This is a genomic window from Stenotrophomonas sp. YJH_SMC_19 (assembly GCF_059367915.1).
On sequence record NZ_JCAFRI010000002.1, the window covers coordinates 80,067 to 98,122 of the forward strand.

At 66.6% G+C, this 18,056-nt stretch carries 18 protein-coding genes; 13 read left to right on the forward strand and 5 right to left on the reverse strand.

Annotated elements, in window-relative coordinates:
- Nucleotides 1-48: 48 nt before the first annotated feature.
- The gene (locus AC5P5R_RS02900) at nt 49-378 is read left to right on the forward strand and encodes a hypothetical protein (RefSeq protein ID WP_005409871.1); all 330 of its coding nucleotides are present in this window, start codon (nt 49-51) and stop codon (nt 376-378) included.
- A gap of 42 nt (nt 379-420) precedes the next feature.
- On the opposite strand, the gene AC5P5R_RS02905 is transcribed toward AC5P5R_RS02900, so the two are convergent.
- From AC5P5R_RS02905 to AC5P5R_RS02920, 4 genes are all read right to left on the reverse strand, one after another.
- Entirely contained in the window at nt 421-819 is a 399-nt protein-coding gene (locus AC5P5R_RS02905; protein WP_005413631.1) for an OsmC family protein, read from the reverse strand.
- 84 nt (nt 820-903) lie between these two features.
- Nucleotides 904-1,545, reverse strand: coding sequence for a hydrolase (locus AC5P5R_RS02910; protein ID WP_005409869.1), 642 nt, complete (start codon nt 1,543-1,545; stop codon nt 904-906).
- 55 nt (nt 1,546-1,600) lie between these two features.
- Entirely contained in the window at nt 1,601-2,281 is a 681-nt protein-coding gene (locus AC5P5R_RS02915; RefSeq protein WP_043033321.1) for a hydrolase, read from the reverse strand.
- Between the two features lie 72 nt (nt 2,282-2,353).
- Nucleotides 2,354-3,220 carry a pirin family protein gene (locus AC5P5R_RS02920; protein ID WP_005409867.1) on the reverse strand — a complete coding sequence of 289 codons (867 nt, stop codon included), beginning with the start codon at nt 3,218-3,220 and terminating at the stop codon, nt 2,354-2,356.
- A gap of 151 nt (nt 3,221-3,371) precedes the next feature.
- Here AC5P5R_RS02920 and AC5P5R_RS02925 point away from each other — a divergent pair, with 151 nt between their 5' ends.
- The 11 genes from AC5P5R_RS02925 (at nt 3,372) to AC5P5R_RS02975 (ending at nt 15,588) form a co-directional block, all read left to right on the forward strand.
- Nucleotides 3,372-4,298 carry a LysR family transcriptional regulator gene (locus tag AC5P5R_RS02925; RefSeq protein ID WP_043033322.1) on the forward strand — a complete coding sequence of 309 codons (927 nt, stop codon included), beginning with the start codon at nt 3,372-3,374 and terminating at the stop codon, nt 4,296-4,298.
- A gap of 171 nt (nt 4,299-4,469) precedes the next feature.
- On the forward strand, nt 4,470-4,973 hold the full coding sequence (locus AC5P5R_RS02930) for an RNA polymerase sigma factor (RefSeq protein ID WP_043033323.1): 504 nt from the start codon (nt 4,470-4,472) through the stop codon (nt 4,971-4,973).
- Nucleotides 4,974-5,055: 82 nt separating this feature from the next.
- Entirely contained in the window at nt 5,056-6,012 is a 957-nt protein-coding gene (locus AC5P5R_RS02935) for a FecR family protein (RefSeq protein ID WP_164281634.1), read from the forward strand.
- Between the two features lie 182 nt (nt 6,013-6,194).
- Nucleotides 6,195-9,317, forward strand: a complete 3,123-nt coding sequence (locus AC5P5R_RS02940; RefSeq protein WP_043033325.1) for a TonB-dependent receptor — start codon at nt 6,195-6,197, stop codon at nt 9,315-9,317.
- A gap of 53 nt (nt 9,318-9,370) precedes the next feature.
- Nucleotides 9,371-10,135 carry a Slam-dependent surface lipoprotein gene (locus AC5P5R_RS02945; protein WP_024956511.1) on the forward strand — a complete coding sequence of 255 codons (765 nt, stop codon included), beginning with the start codon at nt 9,371-9,373 and terminating at the stop codon, nt 10,133-10,135.
- A gap of 90 nt (nt 10,136-10,225) precedes the next feature.
- Nucleotides 10,226-11,680: a surface lipoprotein assembly modifier gene (locus tag AC5P5R_RS02950; protein ID WP_099498089.1), complete on the forward strand. Its 1,455-nt coding sequence runs from the start codon at nt 10,226-10,228 to the stop codon at nt 11,678-11,680.
- A 136-nt stretch (nt 11,681-11,816) separates the two neighbouring features.
- Entirely contained in the window at nt 11,817-12,221 is a 405-nt protein-coding gene (locus AC5P5R_RS02955) for a response regulator (protein ID WP_043033327.1), read from the forward strand.
- 9 nt (nt 12,222-12,230) lie between these two features.
- A complete protein-coding gene (locus tag AC5P5R_RS02960) occupies nt 12,231-13,826 on the forward strand; it encodes a sensor histidine kinase (protein WP_100438582.1) in 1,596 nt (531 codons plus the stop codon).
- A 70-nt stretch (nt 13,827-13,896) separates the two neighbouring features.
- Complete coding sequence (locus AC5P5R_RS02965; RefSeq protein WP_005413623.1) at nt 13,897-14,238, forward strand: type II toxin-antitoxin system prevent-host-death family antitoxin; 342 nt, start codon at nt 13,897-13,899, stop codon at nt 14,236-14,238.
- Between the two features lie 3 nt (nt 14,239-14,241).
- Entirely contained in the window at nt 14,242-14,868 is a 627-nt protein-coding gene (locus AC5P5R_RS02970) for an ATPase (RefSeq protein ID WP_033835046.1), read from the forward strand.
- A gap of 105 nt (nt 14,869-14,973) precedes the next feature.
- Nucleotides 14,974-15,588 carry a hypothetical protein gene (locus tag AC5P5R_RS02975; protein ID WP_043033331.1) on the forward strand — a complete coding sequence of 205 codons (615 nt, stop codon included), beginning with the start codon at nt 14,974-14,976 and terminating at the stop codon, nt 15,586-15,588.
- 83 nt (nt 15,589-15,671) lie between these two features.
- Here AC5P5R_RS02975 and proP read toward each other — a convergent pair whose 3' ends face one another.
- A complete protein-coding gene (gene proP, locus AC5P5R_RS02980) occupies nt 15,672-17,159 on the reverse strand; it encodes a glycine betaine/L-proline transporter ProP (RefSeq protein ID WP_043033332.1) in 1,488 nt (495 codons plus the stop codon).
- 480 nt (nt 17,160-17,639) lie between these two features.
- Here proP and AC5P5R_RS02985 point away from each other — a divergent pair, with 480 nt between their 5' ends.
- Entirely contained in the window at nt 17,640-18,056 is a 417-nt protein-coding gene (locus AC5P5R_RS02985; protein ID WP_043033333.1) for a baeRF12 domain-containing protein, read from the forward strand.

Here is an 18,056-nt window from a genome sequence, read left to right on the forward strand (position 1 = left end):
CGCCCGTCTAAGGAAAGGAGACCACGCGTTGTTCAAAAGGAGGAGTGGATGAGCCGTCGCAAGCTGTTCGAGAGTCCCGAACCGTCCAGCCAGATGCTGGGTGTTGGGCCGGCCTATGTTTCCGTCGAGGGCCTGCGCCAGCACCTGGCCGAGTTCCTGCTGTATGCAGGCCGGCCGGTGGTGATCATGCGCGGGCGCAGCGAGGTGGGCTATTTCCTGCCGGCGCGCTGCTGGCGCCAGCGTGACGATGATCCGCTGGCCGCCGCTGCCGCCGACCAGCTGCTGGATGCGGCCGGTTTCCAGGCCGAAGACATCCAGCAGGTGGAGCAGGAATTCAACGCGATGCGCCAGCGCACCGTGCTGCATTCACGGCGCTGAGCTTTCGCCTCTACAGTAGATCCACGCCATGCGTGGATGGGATTACGCTGCAGCCCCACGCTCACTGGTGATGCGCGCACCCTCGCGCATCACCAGGGTCACCGGGGTCTTTTCCACCACCTCCAGCAACCGCTGCCACTGCGCATCGCTCAGCTCGGCGCTGGCATGCAGCACGCGGTGCACATGGAAGCGACCATCCGCGTCACGTTCCGAACGCAGCTCGGCATGGAACTCGCCCAGTTCCCAGCCCTTGCGCTGCGCGTACATGCGCAGGGTGATGGCGGTGCACGCCGCCAGCGAGGCCAGGTACAGGTCGAACGGTGCGAAGCCCTTGCCCTGACCGCCCAACGAGGCGGGCTCGTCCGCATCCACGGCGAATGTGCCATTGCTGATGTGGTGCAGGTAGTTGTCGGCGGTTGAAACAATGCGTGCGTAGGCCATCACGTTCTCCATCTGTCTGTGGCGTCGAGCCATGCTCGACTGCTCCAAAAGGCGGCGCCGGCCAGGACCGGCGCCGCCACCCAATCACTCGGTACGATCGTACGAGAACTGGATGCCTGCCGTACCACCGGTTTCAATGAAGAGGTTCATGAAGGCCGGCACCGTTTCCGAACGGGCCCAGTCGCGCTGCAGCTCGCAGAACAGCTGCGGCACGCTGATCAGCTGGCCACCAGCCTGTTCGATGCGGCGCAGCGCCGCATCGTGCGCGGCCAGCGAGGTGCCGCCGACGGCGTCGACCACCACATACACCTCATAGCCTTCCTTCAACGCATCCAGGGCCGGGAAAGTCAGGCACGCCTCGGTCCACAGCGCGGTCATGATCAGCTTGCGGCGGCCGGTGGCTTCCACCGCCTTGCGGAACTCGACGTCCTCCCAGGAGTTGATGGTGGTGCGGTCGTAGGTGGGGTAGTCACCCAGGACCTTGCGCAGCTGTGGAATCGGCGGCTTGTTCAGGCCGGTCTTGACGTTTACCGTCGAATGCACGATCGGCAAACCATAGGCGACGGCGGCTTTGGCGGTGCCGACGATGTTGTTGACCAGCAACTGGCGGTCCATCGAGGCGATGGAGTTCACCTGCACCGGCTGGTAGTCGATGATGATGAAGGCGGAATTCTGCGGGGTCAGCAGATGATCGCTGGCCGGGTCGCGGATCGGTTCACTGGACATGGTGGGTCTCCGGTTGAGAGGCGTGCCGACAGCGGGCCGGCACCCCGGGCGTAGGTCAGCTGCGCTGCGAATCCAGCTGTTCGTGGTTCTTCTGCACGTCCTGCGCCTTCAGGTAGCTTTCGATCAGCAGCTGGTAGTTCGGGAAGATCTTCGTGTAGACCTCGGCCCACTGCTGGGCATCGTCGCGGTTCCAGGTGCGCTGGATCTCCGAGGCCACCGCGGCGGTGTCCATCGGCACCACGCCTGCCTGCACCACGCGGGCCAGGGTGATCTCTTCGGCCATCTTCGAGTAGGTGCCGGACGCGTCGATGACTGCGAACACCTGGTAGCCATCGACAACGGCGGCGATTGACGGGAAGGCCATGCACACGCTGGTGATGGTGCCGGCAATGATCAGCTGCTTGCGGCCGGTGGCCTTCACCGCGGCAACGAATTCCGGGTTGTCCCAGGCGTTGATCTCACCCTTGCGTGCCACGTACTGGGCATGCGGGGCGGCGTCGTGGATCTCCGGGATCAGCGGGCCGTTCGGGCCCTGCGGAACAGAGGCGGTGGTGATCACCGGCATCTTTGCCAGCGTGGCCATCTTCGCCAGCGCGGTGGCGTGGGCGCGCACGCTGGTGAACGGCATGTCACCGATGGTCTGGAACAGGCCGCTCTGATGGTCGATCAGCAGCATCGCGGCGTTGTCCGGATCGATCACCGGGCGGGCACCGTTGAAGTTGGCGGGGGTACTCATGGTCAGTCTCCTGGAGAAGGTGGGCGATGGCCCGGAAGGTGCGGCGGGCCAATGCCCGCCGCATTGAAACGATCAGTGCGCGATCTGGCCGAAGCGGCCGCTGTTGAAGTCGTTGACCGCCTGCGCGATCTCGGCTTGGCTGTTCATCACGAACGGGCCATAGCCCACCACCGGCTCGTCGATCGGTTCACCGCTGAGCAGCAGCACGGTGGCGTCGCTGTCGGCGTCGACGAACACGTCCTCGCCGCTGCGGTCGAAGGTGACCAGCTGTGCCTCGCCGACCGGCTGGCCGCCGTTGATCCGCACCGTGCCCTTCAGCACCACCAGCGCCAGCGTGCGGCCATCGGCCACCGGCAGTTCGGCGTGGTGGCCCTGCCGCAGGCGGATGTCCCAGACATCCATCGGCGTGTGGGTGCGGGCCGGGCCGGCATGACCGTCGAAGCGACCGGCGATGACACGCACGCGGCCGGCGCCTTCAGGGAGTTCAACCGAGGGGATCTGTGCGTCGAGCAGGGTCTGGTAGCCCGGTGCACCCATCTTGTCCTGCGCCGGCAGGTTCACCCACAGCTGGACCATGTCCAGCGTGCCGCCCCGCTTGCTGAACTCCGGTGTGTGGAACTCCTCGTGGAGGATGCCGGAGGCCGCGGTCATCCACTGCACGTCACCCGGGCCGATGGTGCCGCCGGCGCCGGTTGAATCGCGGTGGGCGACCTCGCCCTCATAGACGATGGTGACGGTCTCGAAACCGCGATGCGGATGCTGGCCGACCCCGCGCGGGGTATCGCTGGGGGCGAAGGTATAAGGGCCGGCGTAGTCCAGCAGCAGGAACGGGCTCAGGTGCTGGCCGTGGGTGTTGTAGGAAAACATCGAGCGGGCGGGGAATCCGTCGCCCACCCAGTGCGGGCGCGGGGCGCTATAAGTACCGGTGACACGCTTCATGGCCATCTCCTGGCCGGGGCTGCCGGCCGCTGTTCTTCGTTGCAGGAGACGATATCGCCGCGACAATTGGGCCGGTAGACGCCAATATTTGCCGTCATAGTCCTATCTGGTGAACAATGGGTGCGCGCCTTGCGCCACAGGAGATCGCCCCGTGTTCATCGCTGATATCCGCCGTTGCGACCTCAACGACCTGTTCTACTTCGCCATGGTGGTCGAGCACGGCGGCTTCTCGCAGGCCGGCCGGGCGCTGGCCATGCCGAAGTCGAAACTGAGCCGGCGCATCGCGCTGCTGGAGGAACGGTTGGGCGTGCGCCTGATCCAGCGCTCGACCCGGCGTTTCTCGGTCACCGAGGTCGGCCAGGACTACTACCGCCACTGCAAAGCGATGCTGGTCGAAGCCGAAGCGGCCGAAGAAGCGATTGCGATGTCGCGCGCCGAGCCGCGCGGCACGATCCGCCTGGCGTGCCCGATCGCGATCCTGCATGCGCGCATCGGCACGATGCTGGCCGACTTCCTGGCCCAGCACCCGCAGGTGACGGTGCAGCTGGACGCCACCAACCGGCGCGTCGACGTGGTGGGCGAGGGTGTGGACGTGGCGATCCGCGTGCGGCCGCCGCCACTGGAGGACAGCGACCTGGTGGTACGCGTGCTGGCGCGTCGGGTCTGGTGTACCAGTGCCAGTCCGGCGCTGCTGCAGCGGCTGGGCACGCCGCAGGTGCCGGCTGACCTGGCGATGATGCCGACCGTCGATCTGGCATCGCCCAGCCAGCAGCATGTATGGGAATACACCGGGCCGGACGACGTGCTGGCCAGCGTGCACCATCGACCGCGGCTGGTCAGCGATGACATGATCGCATTGCGCACCGCTGCGGCGGCCGGGGTGGGGTTGCTGATGCTGCCGCGGATGATGATCAGTGACGAACTGGCCAGTGGCGCGCTGGTGCCGGTGCTGCCGGAGTGGGTGCCCAAGCACGGCATCGTGCACGCGGTGTTCCCGTCGCGACGCGGCCTGTTGCCGGCGGTGCGTGCACTGATCGATTACCTCGCCGAACGCTTCGAGGCGCTGGAGGAACCCTAGGTTTTCCATCCACGCATGGCGTGGATCTACTGGACCTGCGCCTTGGTAGATCCACGCCATGCGTGGATGAAGCTCTCGGCCGCGGCTTGCCGCCTGCGACCGCGCAGCCCACAATCCACGTCCGGACCGTCGCCATCACGCCCATCATTCCCCGGTCCGGCCTTGGCACCTATGTCTCCCAATGCCCTGGCGCTGGTCGAGCTGCTGATCCGCGAGCGCCGTGCGTTGTCTCGCTTCATCGCGCGCTATCTCGACCCGGCCAGTACCGAGGACACCCTGCAGAACCTGTACCTGAAGGCCAGCAGCGTGCCCGGCGACCCGCCCATCCTGGAACCGCGCGGCTATCTGTACCGGATGGCCTACCATCACGCGCTCAACCGCAGCCAGTCCGACGCCCGCGAGCGGCGTGGGATGGCCGAGTACGCCCTCGACATGGCCGAGGCCAGCCGCGATGGCGAGGCGCAGGCGCTGGACCAGGCACAACTGCGCGAGATCACCCGGACCATCCTCGCGCTGCCGGCGCAGGTGCGTGAGTGCTTCGTGCTCAACCGCTACCTGGGCCTGAGTGAGCGCGAAATCGCCGCCCGGCTGGGTATTTCCAAGAGCCTGGTGGGCAAGCATGTGCTGCGCGCGGCGCTGTTGATCCAGCAGCACCAGCAGGGAATGCATCGATGAGCGGCGATTGCCGTGGGCAGATCGCGCCCGCCGTTGTCACAACAGGAAGGCGCACCCGTTCGTGGTGCGGCAGGCCACAACCATGACCACGTCCGAACCCTCGCCGCGTCAGGCCAGGCAGGCGTTGCGCTGGGTGATCCAGTGCAGTGCAGGCCCGCTGCCGGAACGCCAGCAACGAACCCTGCAGCGCTGGCTGCAGGCCGACCCTCGCCATGCGCTGGCCTGGCGCCAGCAGCAGGCCTTCTGGCAAGGGTTGGATGCCGCCGGGCCCGACGTGCTGGCCGCGCTGCCCGGGTTGACGGCTGATCGCCAAGGGTTGCGCCCGATCGCGCCTCAGCGCCGCCTGCCGTGGCTGCTGGCCAGCGCAGCTGCGGTGGTGCTGATGGTTGCCGCTGCGCCGCACGCGCTGCTGCTGGCACGCAGTGACCTGCGCAGCAGCGATGCACCGCGCGTGGTGCAACTGGAGGACGGCAGCACCGCCGTACTCGACGCCGGTACCGCACTGGCGGTTGAGTTCGATGGCCAGCGGCGGCACCTGCGCCTGCTGCGCGGGCAGGCCTGGTTCCAGGTAGCACACGAGGCGCGCCCGTTCCAGGTCGAGGCGGCGGGCGGCCAGGTGCGTGAGATCGGCACCGCCTTCAGCGTGTCGATGCAGGACACCACGGTCGTGACCCAGGTCAGTGAGGGCGTAGTGGATGTGCGCCCTGGCGATGGCAGCGTACAGCGCCTGCATGCCGGGCAGGCACGGGTGTTCCGTGACGGTCGCTGGCTGCAGCCGCTGCGGCAGGCCGATCCGGATGCCGTGGCGCCGTGGCGTCGGGGCGAGGTGGTGATCGACGATCAGCCAGCCGCGCAGGCCATCGCCGATCTGGCGCGCTACCGCCGTGCTCCGGTCTGGGTACTGGGCGGGCAGGGCGCAAGCGTACGGGTCAGTGGCCTGTTCCACCTGCAGCAACCGGAGACGGCCATCGATGCGGTGGCCGCGCAGGCAGGACTGCGCGTGCAGCGCTTGCCCGGCGGCGCGCTGGTGCTGTGGTGAGGTGCCTGCGGCGCAGCGCACGGCCCGCCAGATGAAAAAAACATGAAAGAACCGTGGGCAACTGCAGTGCCCCGGTGTCTATAGAGGTATAGCCAGAGCGAAACACCGTTTCTCCTCAAGCCAGACACGCCACCGGCACCGGATGTGCCCGTGGTCCCGCCACGCTTGAGGAGTTCCCGTCCATGCCGTCCACGGCATCCGCCTGTCATCGTCGCGCCACCGCTCTGGCCCTGGCTGTTTCCACCGCATTGCTGCCGCTGGCCTGGGTGCCGGCCGTGCAGGCGCAGCCGGCGATCGTCGCGCCGGTGCGCCAGTACACCATTCCGGAGCAGCCGCTGGCTGATGCCGTACGCGCTTTTGGCCGCCAGGCCGATGTGCAGGTGGTGTTCCGCAGCGACCTGGTGGACGGCCGCCGCTCCAGCGCAGTGAAGGGTGAGTACAGCCAGATGCAGGCGCTGCAGCAGCTGTTGCGCGGCAGCGGCGTGCGTGCACAGCGCGGCATGGACGGTACCTGGAGCCTGCGGGCCGCAGCGGAGGCGGGTGAAGGGGAAGGGGTGCGGGTGACCGAAACACTGGACGTGGCCGGTCGCCTTCAGTCGGAAGGGGGTGAGGCCCGCGATCGGCGTGGCTACGACGATGTGTTCGCGCTGGACATGACCACGGCGTATTCGGGGCGCGACCGGGTGGAGCGTTACCGAGGCTCCAATCCGGCCGACGTGGTCAAGGATCTGGTCGGCGTGTTCAGTGGCGATGCGCGCAACAGTGGCGCGCTGGACGTCAACATCCGTGGCATCCAGGGGCCCGGGCGGGTGCCGGTCAGCATCGACGGCGGCGAACAGGCGCTCACGGTCTGGCGTGGCTACAACGGCGTCAGCAACCGCAACTACATCGATCCCAACCTGATTGGTGGCATCCAGGTCATCAAGGGGCCAGGGCTGGTGCGCGATGTGCACAGCGGGATCGGTGGCGCGCTGGTGATCAAGACCATCGACGTCGATGACATCGTCGCTGCCGGCGAGCGCTTCGGCGGGGAGCTGAAGATCGAAGGCAGCAGCAATGCGGTGGCACCGCGCCTGCCGCGGCTGCACACCGGCGAGGACTACCGCACCGTGCTGGGTTTCCCGCAGGGCTCGCCGAACTCACCCTACGACGACCGCACCCTGGTGGTGCCGGTGAAGTCGCGCAGTGGCAACAATCCCTTCGATGGCGAGGACCAGGCCTGGCGCCTGGCGCTGGGCGTGCGTGGCGACAACGTCGACCTGATGGCCGCCTACGCCTGGCGCAAGCGCGGCAACTACTTCTCCGGGACCCAGGGCAGCGCCTACTACGAACAGGACCAGCGCGAGCAGTTCGAGTACCAGGGCATCGACTACATCACCACGCTGGCGCGCTACTTCAAGCCCGGCGATGAAGTGCCCAATACCTCCAGCGAACAGGATTCCTGGCTGGTCAAAGGCAGCTGGCAGATCAACGATGACCAGCAGTTGAAGGCGACCTGGCGGCGCACGCTGTCGCACTACGGCGAGATCATGCCGTCTCGCATCCTGTCGGCCCCCGACTACGGCCGCATCCAGTGGCCGCTCAGCCGGGTCGATTCGGATGCGTGGAACCTGGAATACCGTTTCCAGCCCGCCGGCAGTCGTTGGCTGGACCTGTACGCCAACCTGTGGCGCACGGAAACGGAAAGCGATACCTACAGCGCTGGCGGCTTCCCGAACTTCGCAGTGGGTAATCCGGCATGGAATCCGGACGCCAGCCCGATCCTGCGCAATACCGCGCTGGCCAACGCGCGCAATGACCGCACCGGCCTGATCCTGAGCAACCGCTTCGCGCTGCATTCGACCCTGGACCTGACCGTGGGCGGCAACTGGCAGTACGAGAAGCTGGGGTCCCGCGATCCGTACTTCGGCACCACCGATGGCTGGCGCATGTTCCCGCGTGCCGGGCGCCGCCAGGAGGGTGAAGGCTACCTGACCCTGGAGTGGCGGCCGGTCGAATTCCTCACCCTCAATGCAGGCGTGCGCTACAGCCGCTACTGGGCCTTCGATGATTTCCTCGAGGCGCACCCCGAGCTGCTGACCAAGGGCGTAGGTGGCAAGGAAGCGCAGTACACCGTGAACGAATTGCCGCCCCGTCCCGCCAATCTGCAGGCCCGCATCGACGCGTTGGAAGCACGCCGCGCCGTATGGGAAAAGCGCGGCATGGGCTGGTTCATCGACGACAGCATCCGTGCGTTGCTGGCACCGTACGAGACGCCGCGTCCGGTCCGGTACACGCGGCCCTGGCTGCCCGATGCCGATGGCAACTACACCCGCGCCGGCAATCCCTGCCTCAATGGCGAAGTGGCGGCCATTCCCGGCGTGCAGCCGGTGTTCGCCGGCAGCGACCAGGTCTGCAACATCGGCAACAGCGTACAGTCGCAGCCGGTCGATGGACGCAACAGCCGCCGCCGCGACCATGCCTGGCTGCCGACCTTCTCGGCCACTGCACACCTGTCCCCGGCCGCCCGTGCCTACGTGCGTTACAGCGAAGCGGTGCGCTTCCCGAGCATGTTCGAAAGCACCATCGCCTTCTCCGGCAGCCTCAATCCGCTGCATGCGCTCAAGCCCGAGCACGCCTACAACTACGAGGTGGGCTACGTGCACAACCTGTCGGCCCTGTTCGGCAACACCGCCGATGCCGACGTCAAGCTGGCGTACTACGTGCACAAGACCCGTGACGTGATCGAACGCGATGGCAACTTCCTGTTCGACAACATCGACAAGCAGACCATCCGTGGTATCGAACTGCAGGCCCGCTTCGACAACCGGCGCTTCTTCACCGATCTGGGCATCACCCGCACGCTGGAAAACGAGGTGTGTGACGAGAGCACGGCGGTGCTCCTGGACGCGAACCGCGGCCTGGTTCCGAACTGCGTGCAGGATGGTTTCGTCGGTGGCTACCTGCTGACCCAGGCCATTCCCAGGCTGTCGATCAACGGGTCGCTGGGCACGCGCCTGTTCGATGAGCGCCTGGAGCTGGGCAGCCGCATCGTGCACTACCAGCGGCACGAGAACCCTGACCTGCAGGCCTACCGTGATCGCCTGCTGAGCGGCGGCAGCGGCCTGCTCTGGCAGAACGTGCCGTTCACCTGGGGAAACATCACCACCGTCGATGCCTATGCGCGCTGGCGCTTCAACGAGCATGCCAGCGTCGAACTGGTCGGCAGCAACCTCGGCAACCGCTACTACGCCGATCCAGCCACGCGGTCCACGCTGCCAGCCCCGGGTCGCACCCTGAAGCTCGGCGTCACCGCGCGCTTCTGATCTCCCACCTTCAAGCGTTGTACCCGTAGTTCCCTCAACCAAGGAGCAATACCATGAAAATGATCTCCCGTTCGGTGCTCGCCGTTGCCGCCTCGCTGGCCCTGGTCGGTGCCGCGCATGCTGCCGATATCGTCGGTGCCGCCAGTGCCAGGACCGATGCCGAGCTGTACGTGGCGGTTGGTGAATCGCAGGTCAATGGCGGCCCGCACCGCGCTGGCAAGGCCGGCATCGGTGTCGGTACCGTGTCCCAGGCCAAGCCGGTGGACTTCCAGGGCCTGAGCGCCTACTCGGCACCCACCACCGTCAATGGCGTGACGGTACGTACCCTGGCCATGCCGATCACCGGCGCACCGGGCAGCCACGCCGGCATGGGCCACTTCAACTTCGTCAAGGTCGGCAGTGGTGATGTCTGGTTTGGCGAATGGTCCAAGGATGGCGCCGCCGGTGGCTTCAACAACCGCCAGGTCTACTTCGTTGGCGACCGCGCCGGCACCACGCTGCCCGCCGGCGTGGCGTCCTACACCGTGGCCGGCCTGAACAAGTTCAACGGCAGCAACCTGCTGAGCGGCACCTTCGACGCCGACTTCGGCGCCGGCACCCTGGATGGTGCGCTGTCCGGCAATGGCCTGACCCTGGCCATCGTTGCCAACATCAACAGTGCCGATGCATCGTTCGCCGGTTCGGCCAACGTCAATGGCAGCGTCAACGGCACCACCCAGGGCCAGTTCTTCGGCGCCAACGCCGCCACCCTGGCCGGCATCGCCACCTTCGCCGGCAACAGCCAGTACGACACCGCCTTCGGCGGCAGCAAGAACTGATTGCCACGCCCCTGACGGGGCAGGGCAGGGACAAGCCGCGATCCGCCAGTCCCTGCTTCGGCCCGCTGCATGCATCACCACGGATCGACCATGCGCCATCCCATCTTCCTTGTGATCCTGTTGCTGGCGGCTGCCGATGTGCGCGCCCAGCAGGATGATCTTCGTCGTGTGCTGGAGCAGGGCAGCGAGCTGCGCCACCAGCAGCAGGACCAGCAGCGCCTGCAGCAGGCCGAGTCGGCGCGACCGACCATCACCATCGACGGTCAGACCCTGCGCGTGGAGCGCACGGTCGACGATCTGGGCCAGGCGCTGTACCTGTCGCTGCAGCATCAGCAATGGGGCGCAGCGCAGCGCTTCCTGGACGAATACATCGAACTGCCCGGCCACGACCCGATGCTGCGCCACTACGCGCAGGGCGGCCTGGCGCGGGTGGCCGGCAATCACCACCGCGCGGCCAACGAGTACGAAGCACTGCTGGCGGCGCAGCCGGATTTCCTGCCGGCCCGCCTTGAGCTTGCACGTGTCCATGCCGAGGACCAGCGCGACCGCGATGCGGAGGCGTTGTTCACGGCCATCGCCGGTGGCATCAATGCCGACGACCCCACTACCGCAGGTGTACGCGGACGGGTGGACGCCTACCTGGCCGCACTGCAGGCGCGCAGGCGTTGGAAAGGAGCGCTGGCAGCCGGCCCGGCATGGAGCGACAACATCAACCGCAGCTCGGCCAGCCGCACCTGCCTGTTCGGAGTGGGCGACACCTGCATCATCCAGCGCAATCTTCCCGATGCCCAGCGCGCCATGGGCCTGGACTACGACGGCAACCTGGAGCGTCGCTGGGCACTGGCCGGTCATCACGGCGTCTATGTGCGCGGGCTTGCGTTCGGCCAGGCATGGCGCGGGCATAGCGCCTACAACGAGCTCAATGCGAGCGTGCAGGCGGGCTATAGCTGGCGCAGCGCTCGGCATACCCTGCAGATCGCGCCGAGCTATGACTACCAGAGCCTGGGCAACCGGGCCCTGCAGGGCGGCAGCGGGCTGCATGGCGAATGGCAATATGCATTGGATGCGCGCAGCCTGCTCAGGCTGGAGGCCGACTGGAAGCGCCAGCGCTATCGCCAGCGCGGCCTGGCCGCCAATTACGACGGTGAGCTGGCCGCGGTGTATGCCACCTGGTTCCGTGCGCTCAACCCGCGCTGGACCCTCTTTGCCGGGCTGGACCTGAGTGACAGCCGCGCCGCCAATCCGGCCAACGGTTACCGCCAGCGTGGACTGCGCCTGGGGGCGGCGCGCCAGTGGACGGGCACCACCGCCACCGTGTTCGTGTCGTTGCGCGAGCGCGACTACGATGCGTGGAGCCCGCTGCTGGAGGCGCGGCGTGAGGACAGCGAACAGAACCTGATTGCTGTCGTGCGCAGCGAGCGCTTGGCGGTGGCCGGGCTGGTGCCCAGCCTGAGCCTGCGCTACGCGCGCATCGACAGCAACGTCGGCTGGCTGTACAGCCACGACCGCAGCCTGCTCAGCCTGAAATGGGAACGGGCCTTCTGAACGCGCCGCTGCGCTGCCACGGTGAACGCGCCGTGGCCGCGATCTTCATTCATCATCACGCGCTCTTGTAGCCCGTTTCGCGCATCCTTCGGGTGTTGCGGCAGAGCTGGGCCGCGTGTATCGAGGAGCGCCGGTCGTGCTGGAAGCGGGCAACAAACCAGAGGGCCTGAAAGGGCTGCGTGTACTGGTGGCGGAGGATGAATTCGCCATCGCGATGTTTCTGGTCGACTATCTGGAGCTGAAAGGCGCACAGGTGGTGGGGCCTGCCGGTGACCTGGAGGCGCTGGGGCGGCTGGTCGATACCCATCCCATCGATGTGGCATTGCTGGACATCAACCTGGGCGGTGAGCAGGTCTATCCGCTGGCCGATCGGCTGGCCGAGACGGGTATCCCCTTCCTGCTGACCTCCGGTTACGACGACAACCTGCCCAGCCGCTTTGCCAGCGCGCCGCGCTGTACCAAGCCTTATCACATCGAAGCGCTGGTGCAGCAGCTGGCCGCGCTGGTGGCGGCGCCGCAGGTCTCTGCGGGCATTGCCTGATTGCGCGGCATGTCGCGCCGTCCTGAAGACATCCACGCCGCCAAGCTGCGTGGCCAGATGCCACCTGCACCGCAGCTGCATGTGCGCCACGATGGCATGGCCGCGCGCATCGCCCGCCACGACTGGTCATCCACGCCGTTGGGTGCCTGCGAGCAGTGGCCGCCCCACCTGCGCGCCACCGTCGACCTGATGCTGGCCCATGGTTTCCCGATGATCGTGCTGTGGGGTGAGCAGCTGGTGCAGCTCTACAACGATGGCTATGCCGAGATTCTGGCCGACAAGCATCCCGGCGGGCTCGGCCAGCCGACCCGCGAGTGCTGGCCCGAGGTCTGGCATATCAATGGGCCCATCTACCAGCGCGTCTGGCAGGGCGAAACCATCACCTACGAGGACAAACTCTATCCCCTGGCGCGACGCGGGCGGTTGGAGGATGTCTGGTTCACCATTACCTACAGCCCGATCCGTGGCGAGGAAGGGCGCATCAACGGCGTGCTCGTGACCATGTTCGAGACCACAGCGGCGCATGTGGCCCAATCGGCACGCGAGCGCGAAGAGCAGAAGCGGCGGGAGGCGGACCGGCGCCTGGCATTGGCCTTCAAGGTGCTGCCCGTGGGCGTCTGCATTGTCGACACCGAAGGGCGCCTGCAGCTGTCCAACGACCAGATGCGTGCCTACCTGCCCAGCGGCAAGGTGCCCTCCACGGATGAGGTGAACCTGCATCGCTGGCGTGGCTGGCATGCGGACGGCAGCGCCATCGGGCCGGAGGATTTCGCCATCGCCCGTGCGATGCGCGGCGAGACCGTGGTGCCGGGGCTGGAGTTCCAGTATCTGCATGACGATGGGCGCGCGCGCTGGACCCGGGTCGCGGCCGCGCCCCTGCGCGATGGCGACGGTGAGGTCAGCGGCGTATTTGCCATCGCCGTGGACATCGACGATCTCAAGCGTGCCACCGAGCGCCAGTCTGTATTGCTGGCCGAACTGCAGCACCGGGTGCGCAACATCATGTCCACCATCCATGCCATTGCCTGGCGGACCCGCGAGTCGGTCAGCAGCGTGGATGAATACGCTGAACGGTTGTGCGGGCGACTGATGTCGCTGGCGCGCACGCAGAGCCTGCTGACCCGCGGCGCCAATGCCGGGGTCTGCCTGCGTGGCATGCTCGATGAGGAGATCTCGGCGCAGACGCCGGCAGCGGCGGCCTACCGCCTGCAGGGCGAGGATGTGCTGCTGCCGCCGAAGGCGGCCGAAGTACTGTCCCTGGCGATCCACGAGCTGGCGAGCAATGCCCTGCGGCATGGCGCACTGACCCATGAGGATGGCCGGATCGAGGTGACCTGGGATCTGCAGGTTCAGGCCGGCCAGCCATGGCTGGGTCTGCACTGGTGTGAGCGCCATGCCGAAGTGGAGGACTGGGAGCAGCCCCGGCAGCGTGGCCTTGGCCGGGCGCTGATCGAGCAGCGCGTGCCCTACGAACTCGCCGGCAGCGGCGAGCTGCGCTTTGGCCCGCAGGGCCTGGACGCCTGGATCCGCTTTCCGCTGCGCGAGCGAGACAGCCTGCTGCAGACTGATGCTCCCGGCGCGGCGGCGGGCGGTTCCGGCAGGTAAAAGTCCATTTATTCCCAATTGGGCCAAATTGGGCATAATGGCCTCAACTGTCCCCGTCTGGAGCCGTGCCATGACCCTGCCGCTGGATCTGCCTGGCCTCGAAAAGGCCCCCGCGTCGTCGGTGAAGACCCGTGGCTGGCCGAGCCTGATGCGCACCGTGCGCGAGAAGCAGGCGCTGGTCATCACCAACCACAACCACCCCGAAGCGGTGATCGTGGACATCCGCACCTACCAGGAACTGCTGGCCAAGGCCGCTGGCGGCGATGCCGGTGAGCGCAGCGAAGAACTGCTGCGCCTGCGCGGTGAGTTTGACCAGACGCTGGCCAGCCTGCAGCGCGGGGAGGGGCTGGGCAAGGTGCTGGGCCAGCCGATCCGCCGCGGTCGCAAGGTCACCCTCGGCCGTCCGCTCTGACCGATGGGGCGGATCCTGGTGCTTGCCGGCGTCAATGGCGCCGGCAAGAGTTCGCTGCTGGGTACCTGGCTGGAAGCCGAAGGGCTGGGCTGGTTCAACCCAGATTCGTTCACCCGGCGCCTGGTGGAGGCCGGCTGGCCGCTGCCCGATGCCAATGCGGAGGCCTGGCAGGAAGGCACCCGCCGCCTGCGCCAGGCCATGGCTGATGGCACGGACTTCGCCTTCGAGACCACGCTGGGCGGCAACACCATTCCAGGCCTGCTGCGCGAGGCCTGTGAGCAGCATCATGTGGCGGTATGGTTCTGCGGCCTGTCCAGCGTCGAGCTGCACATCGCCCGCGTCGCTGCGCGGGTAGCGGCCGGTGGCCACGATATTCCGGTGGAGAAGATCCACGCCCGCTTCGATTCGGCGCGCGAGAACCTGCTGGACCTGCTGCCACACCTGGCCGAGCTGCATGTCTACGACAACAGCGCTCCCGCCGACGCCGACGGCTGCGTCGAGCCGCTGCCGGTGCTGGCAATGGCGCATGGCCAGCTGCAGTACCCGGTCTCGGTGGCCGAGCTGCTGCATACGCCGGATTGGGCCAAGCCCATCGTGATGCGTGCGATGGAATTGAACACCTCGGATTAGAGCCACGCCATATGTGGATACCTTTCACACATCGCGCGAAACCGCGCCGTGTACGACTGCCACCGGAGCTGCGGTTAGACTGACCGCACACTCAAGGAGGATGACATGCACGGACCTGCGACGTTCCGCTTCAGTTCTATCTGCCTGGTGCTTGCCGCGCTCGCGCTGTCCTGCATGCCGACGATGGCCGCGTCGCCTGCAGCCAAGCGACCATCGCCGCCCAGCCTGGTGCAGGCCTTCCACGCCGCCGAAGCCAACCTGCGGCTGATTCCCGGCGGCGACATTGAATCCGACTTCCGCCCGGTTTGGACCGCTGTTGCCGATCTCGATGGCGATGGCCGTGCCGAGGTCGTGTATTTCTACACGTCCGACTATTCCGGCGGCAGCTTCGCCCAAAGCAACGTTGTTGCGGTGATGACGGCGCTGACGGCAAACGATCCGCGCGGCCAGGAGAACCCGAACAGCCTGTCGCCGGTGGAAGCAGAGGACTATGCCGCCATCCGCAGGTATGGCTATGCTGACGACGCGGCTGAACAGATTCCAGGCGCCATCCGTGCCATCCGCATCCAGGGTGATCGCATCGTTGTCGATTTCACTGTCAGTGCCGGGGCGACGGTCTGCGAATGGAAGAGCCCGAACCGCCACGTCTGTCCGCCGGACGGAAACTACACATGGACGCTGCGTTGGACGCCGGGGAAGCTGAGTCACATCAAGAAATAGCGCCAGTGGCGCCGGGCGTACTCGCCCGGCGCCACTGGCCCCGTAGGTCCACGCCAAGCGGAGACCGCGTTCTACGGCCAGCCTCAGGCCGGCTTCACCTGCTCAGGCTCCGCAGCCTCCGGCAGTGGTGGCAAGGTCGGGTCCACCGTTACCGGTACATCGCTCTTCAACAACGCAGCGGCTTCCCTGTCGCTGCCCACTGCCGGCGGTGAGCCACGCAGCGGCAGGCCGGCGGTCTCCTTCACGAACAGCATGGTCACCAGCCCGATCACCGCCGCGCCCATCAGGTAATAGGCCGGCACCAGCGGGTCGCCGGTACGTTCCACCAGCCACGCGGTCACCAGTGGCGTGGTGCCACCGAACAGCGACACCGACACGTTGAACGCGATCGACAGCGCGCTGTAGCGCACCGGCGTATAGAACAGCGCCGGCAGCGTGGACGGCATCGAACTGGTGAAGCACACCAGTGCCAGGCCCAGCAGCATCAGGCCAAGGAAGATCAGCCCGTCGTTGCCGCTGCCGACCAGCAGCAGGCACGGAATCGCCAGCACCAGCAGCGCGATGCAGGCACCAATGATCATCGGTCGGCGGCCCAGCCTGTCACTGAACAACCCGCCGACGATGTTCAGCGGCATCATCACCAGCATCACGATGATGATCAGCAGCAGGCCCTTGCTCTCGGCATAGCCCATGGTGACGCTGAGGTAGCTGGGCATGTAGGTCAGCAGCATGTAGTCGGTGACGTTGAACACCAGCACCAGGCCCATGCACACCAGCAGTTGGCGACCATGCACCTGGAACAGTGCGCCCAGCCCCGGCCGGTCGTGCTCGCGCTTCTCGGCTTCTTCGGCGAACGCGCGGAACGCCGGGGTTTCCTCCAGCTTCATGCGCATGTACAGGCCGAGCAGGCCCAACGGGCCGGCCACCAGGAATGGAATGCGCCAGCCCCAGTCCAGCATCTGCTCGCTGCTCAGCAGCATGTGCAGCGCAGTGACGGTACCGGCGCCTGCGATGTAGCCGCCCAGCGTGCCGAACTCCAGCCAGCTGCCCATCAACCCACGGTTGCGGTCGGTGGAATACTCGGCGATGAAGGTGGCCGCACCGCCGTACTCGCCACCGGTGGAGAAGCCCTGCACCACGCGCGCCAGCAGCAACAGCACCGGCGCCCAGATGCCGATGCGCTCGTAGGACGGAATCAGGCCGATCGCAAACGTGCCCAGCGCCATCAGGATCATGGTGAACGCCAGCACTTTCTGGCGCCCATAACGGTCGCCGAGCGGGCCGAACACAAGGCCGCCGAGCGGACGCACCAGGAACGCCACGGTAAAGGTGGCGAAGGCGGCGATCACCTGTGCGGTGGGGTTGCTGGACGGGAAGAACACCTGGCCGATGGTGACGGCCAGGTAGCCGTAGACACCGAAGTCGAACCACTCCATGGCATTGCCCAGCGCGGCGGCACCGACGGCGCGCTTGAGCATGGGCGTGTCGACAACGGTGATCTCATCGACCTTCAGGTGACGGCGGCGCTTGAACCAGCCGAAATGGGCATGTGCCTCGGGTGTGTCCTGCATGGGGGCTCCCTGGGAGGTTTGAAATGGAGAAAACGGCGGCATGCGTGGATGCAAGCGCACGGCGTGGCACCGCCGTGTCGGCGGAAGCACGGCAACGGGATCACGACGGCCGCGCGGTCAGCGGCCGGGAATCACAGCGATGCGGGGGATGCAGGCGAAGTGCCTGCGGGCGTCATCCGCCAGGATCCAGCGCGAGGCGATGGATGGGCGGAGCAGGAACATGCGTGGCAAGCGGAGCGCCGGTCGGCAGTGCTTTCCACGTAACAGGTGCGCCCGTCACGTAGTGGGTCGTGTCGATCATCCGTTCATCATAACGGCACGCGCGTGAGCGTGCAGCGAAGCGCAGTTGTCTGCACGCTGTGTTCCATCATGCCTGTTCATCTGCAAAGCAATGATGACGTGCGTTGAACGGAATCTGGTCGTGCTGCTCACATGCCGCCCTCTACGTTGTGGGCGAACGCAACAGAGAAGGAGCATCGCATGACCCGTCGCATTCCCGAAGGTACGCTTGTGGTTGTCGCCGATGGCGGTTCGGCCCGTGTATTCACCAATGTCGGCAGCGATCACCAGCTGGCCTTGAAGCAGGAAGGCGAACTGCGCCTGCAGGACATCAGCGAGCAGGGTGTATCCGGGCAGGGGCCTGCGGGTGCAGTGCCGAAGGACATGTCGGTATCCCAGCTCAACGAGGCGACGTTCGCCAAGCAGGTGGCGGAACAGCTCAATGAGGATGCGTTGAAGAACCGCTATGCACACCTGGTGTTGATCGCTGATCCGGCCACGCTGGGACGCATCCGTCCGCTGCTGCACAAGGAAACCCAGGCCCGCCTGCTGGGCGACATCGCCAAGGACCTGACCAACGCACCGTTGGCGGATATCCAGAAGGCGCTGGCGGCGTAG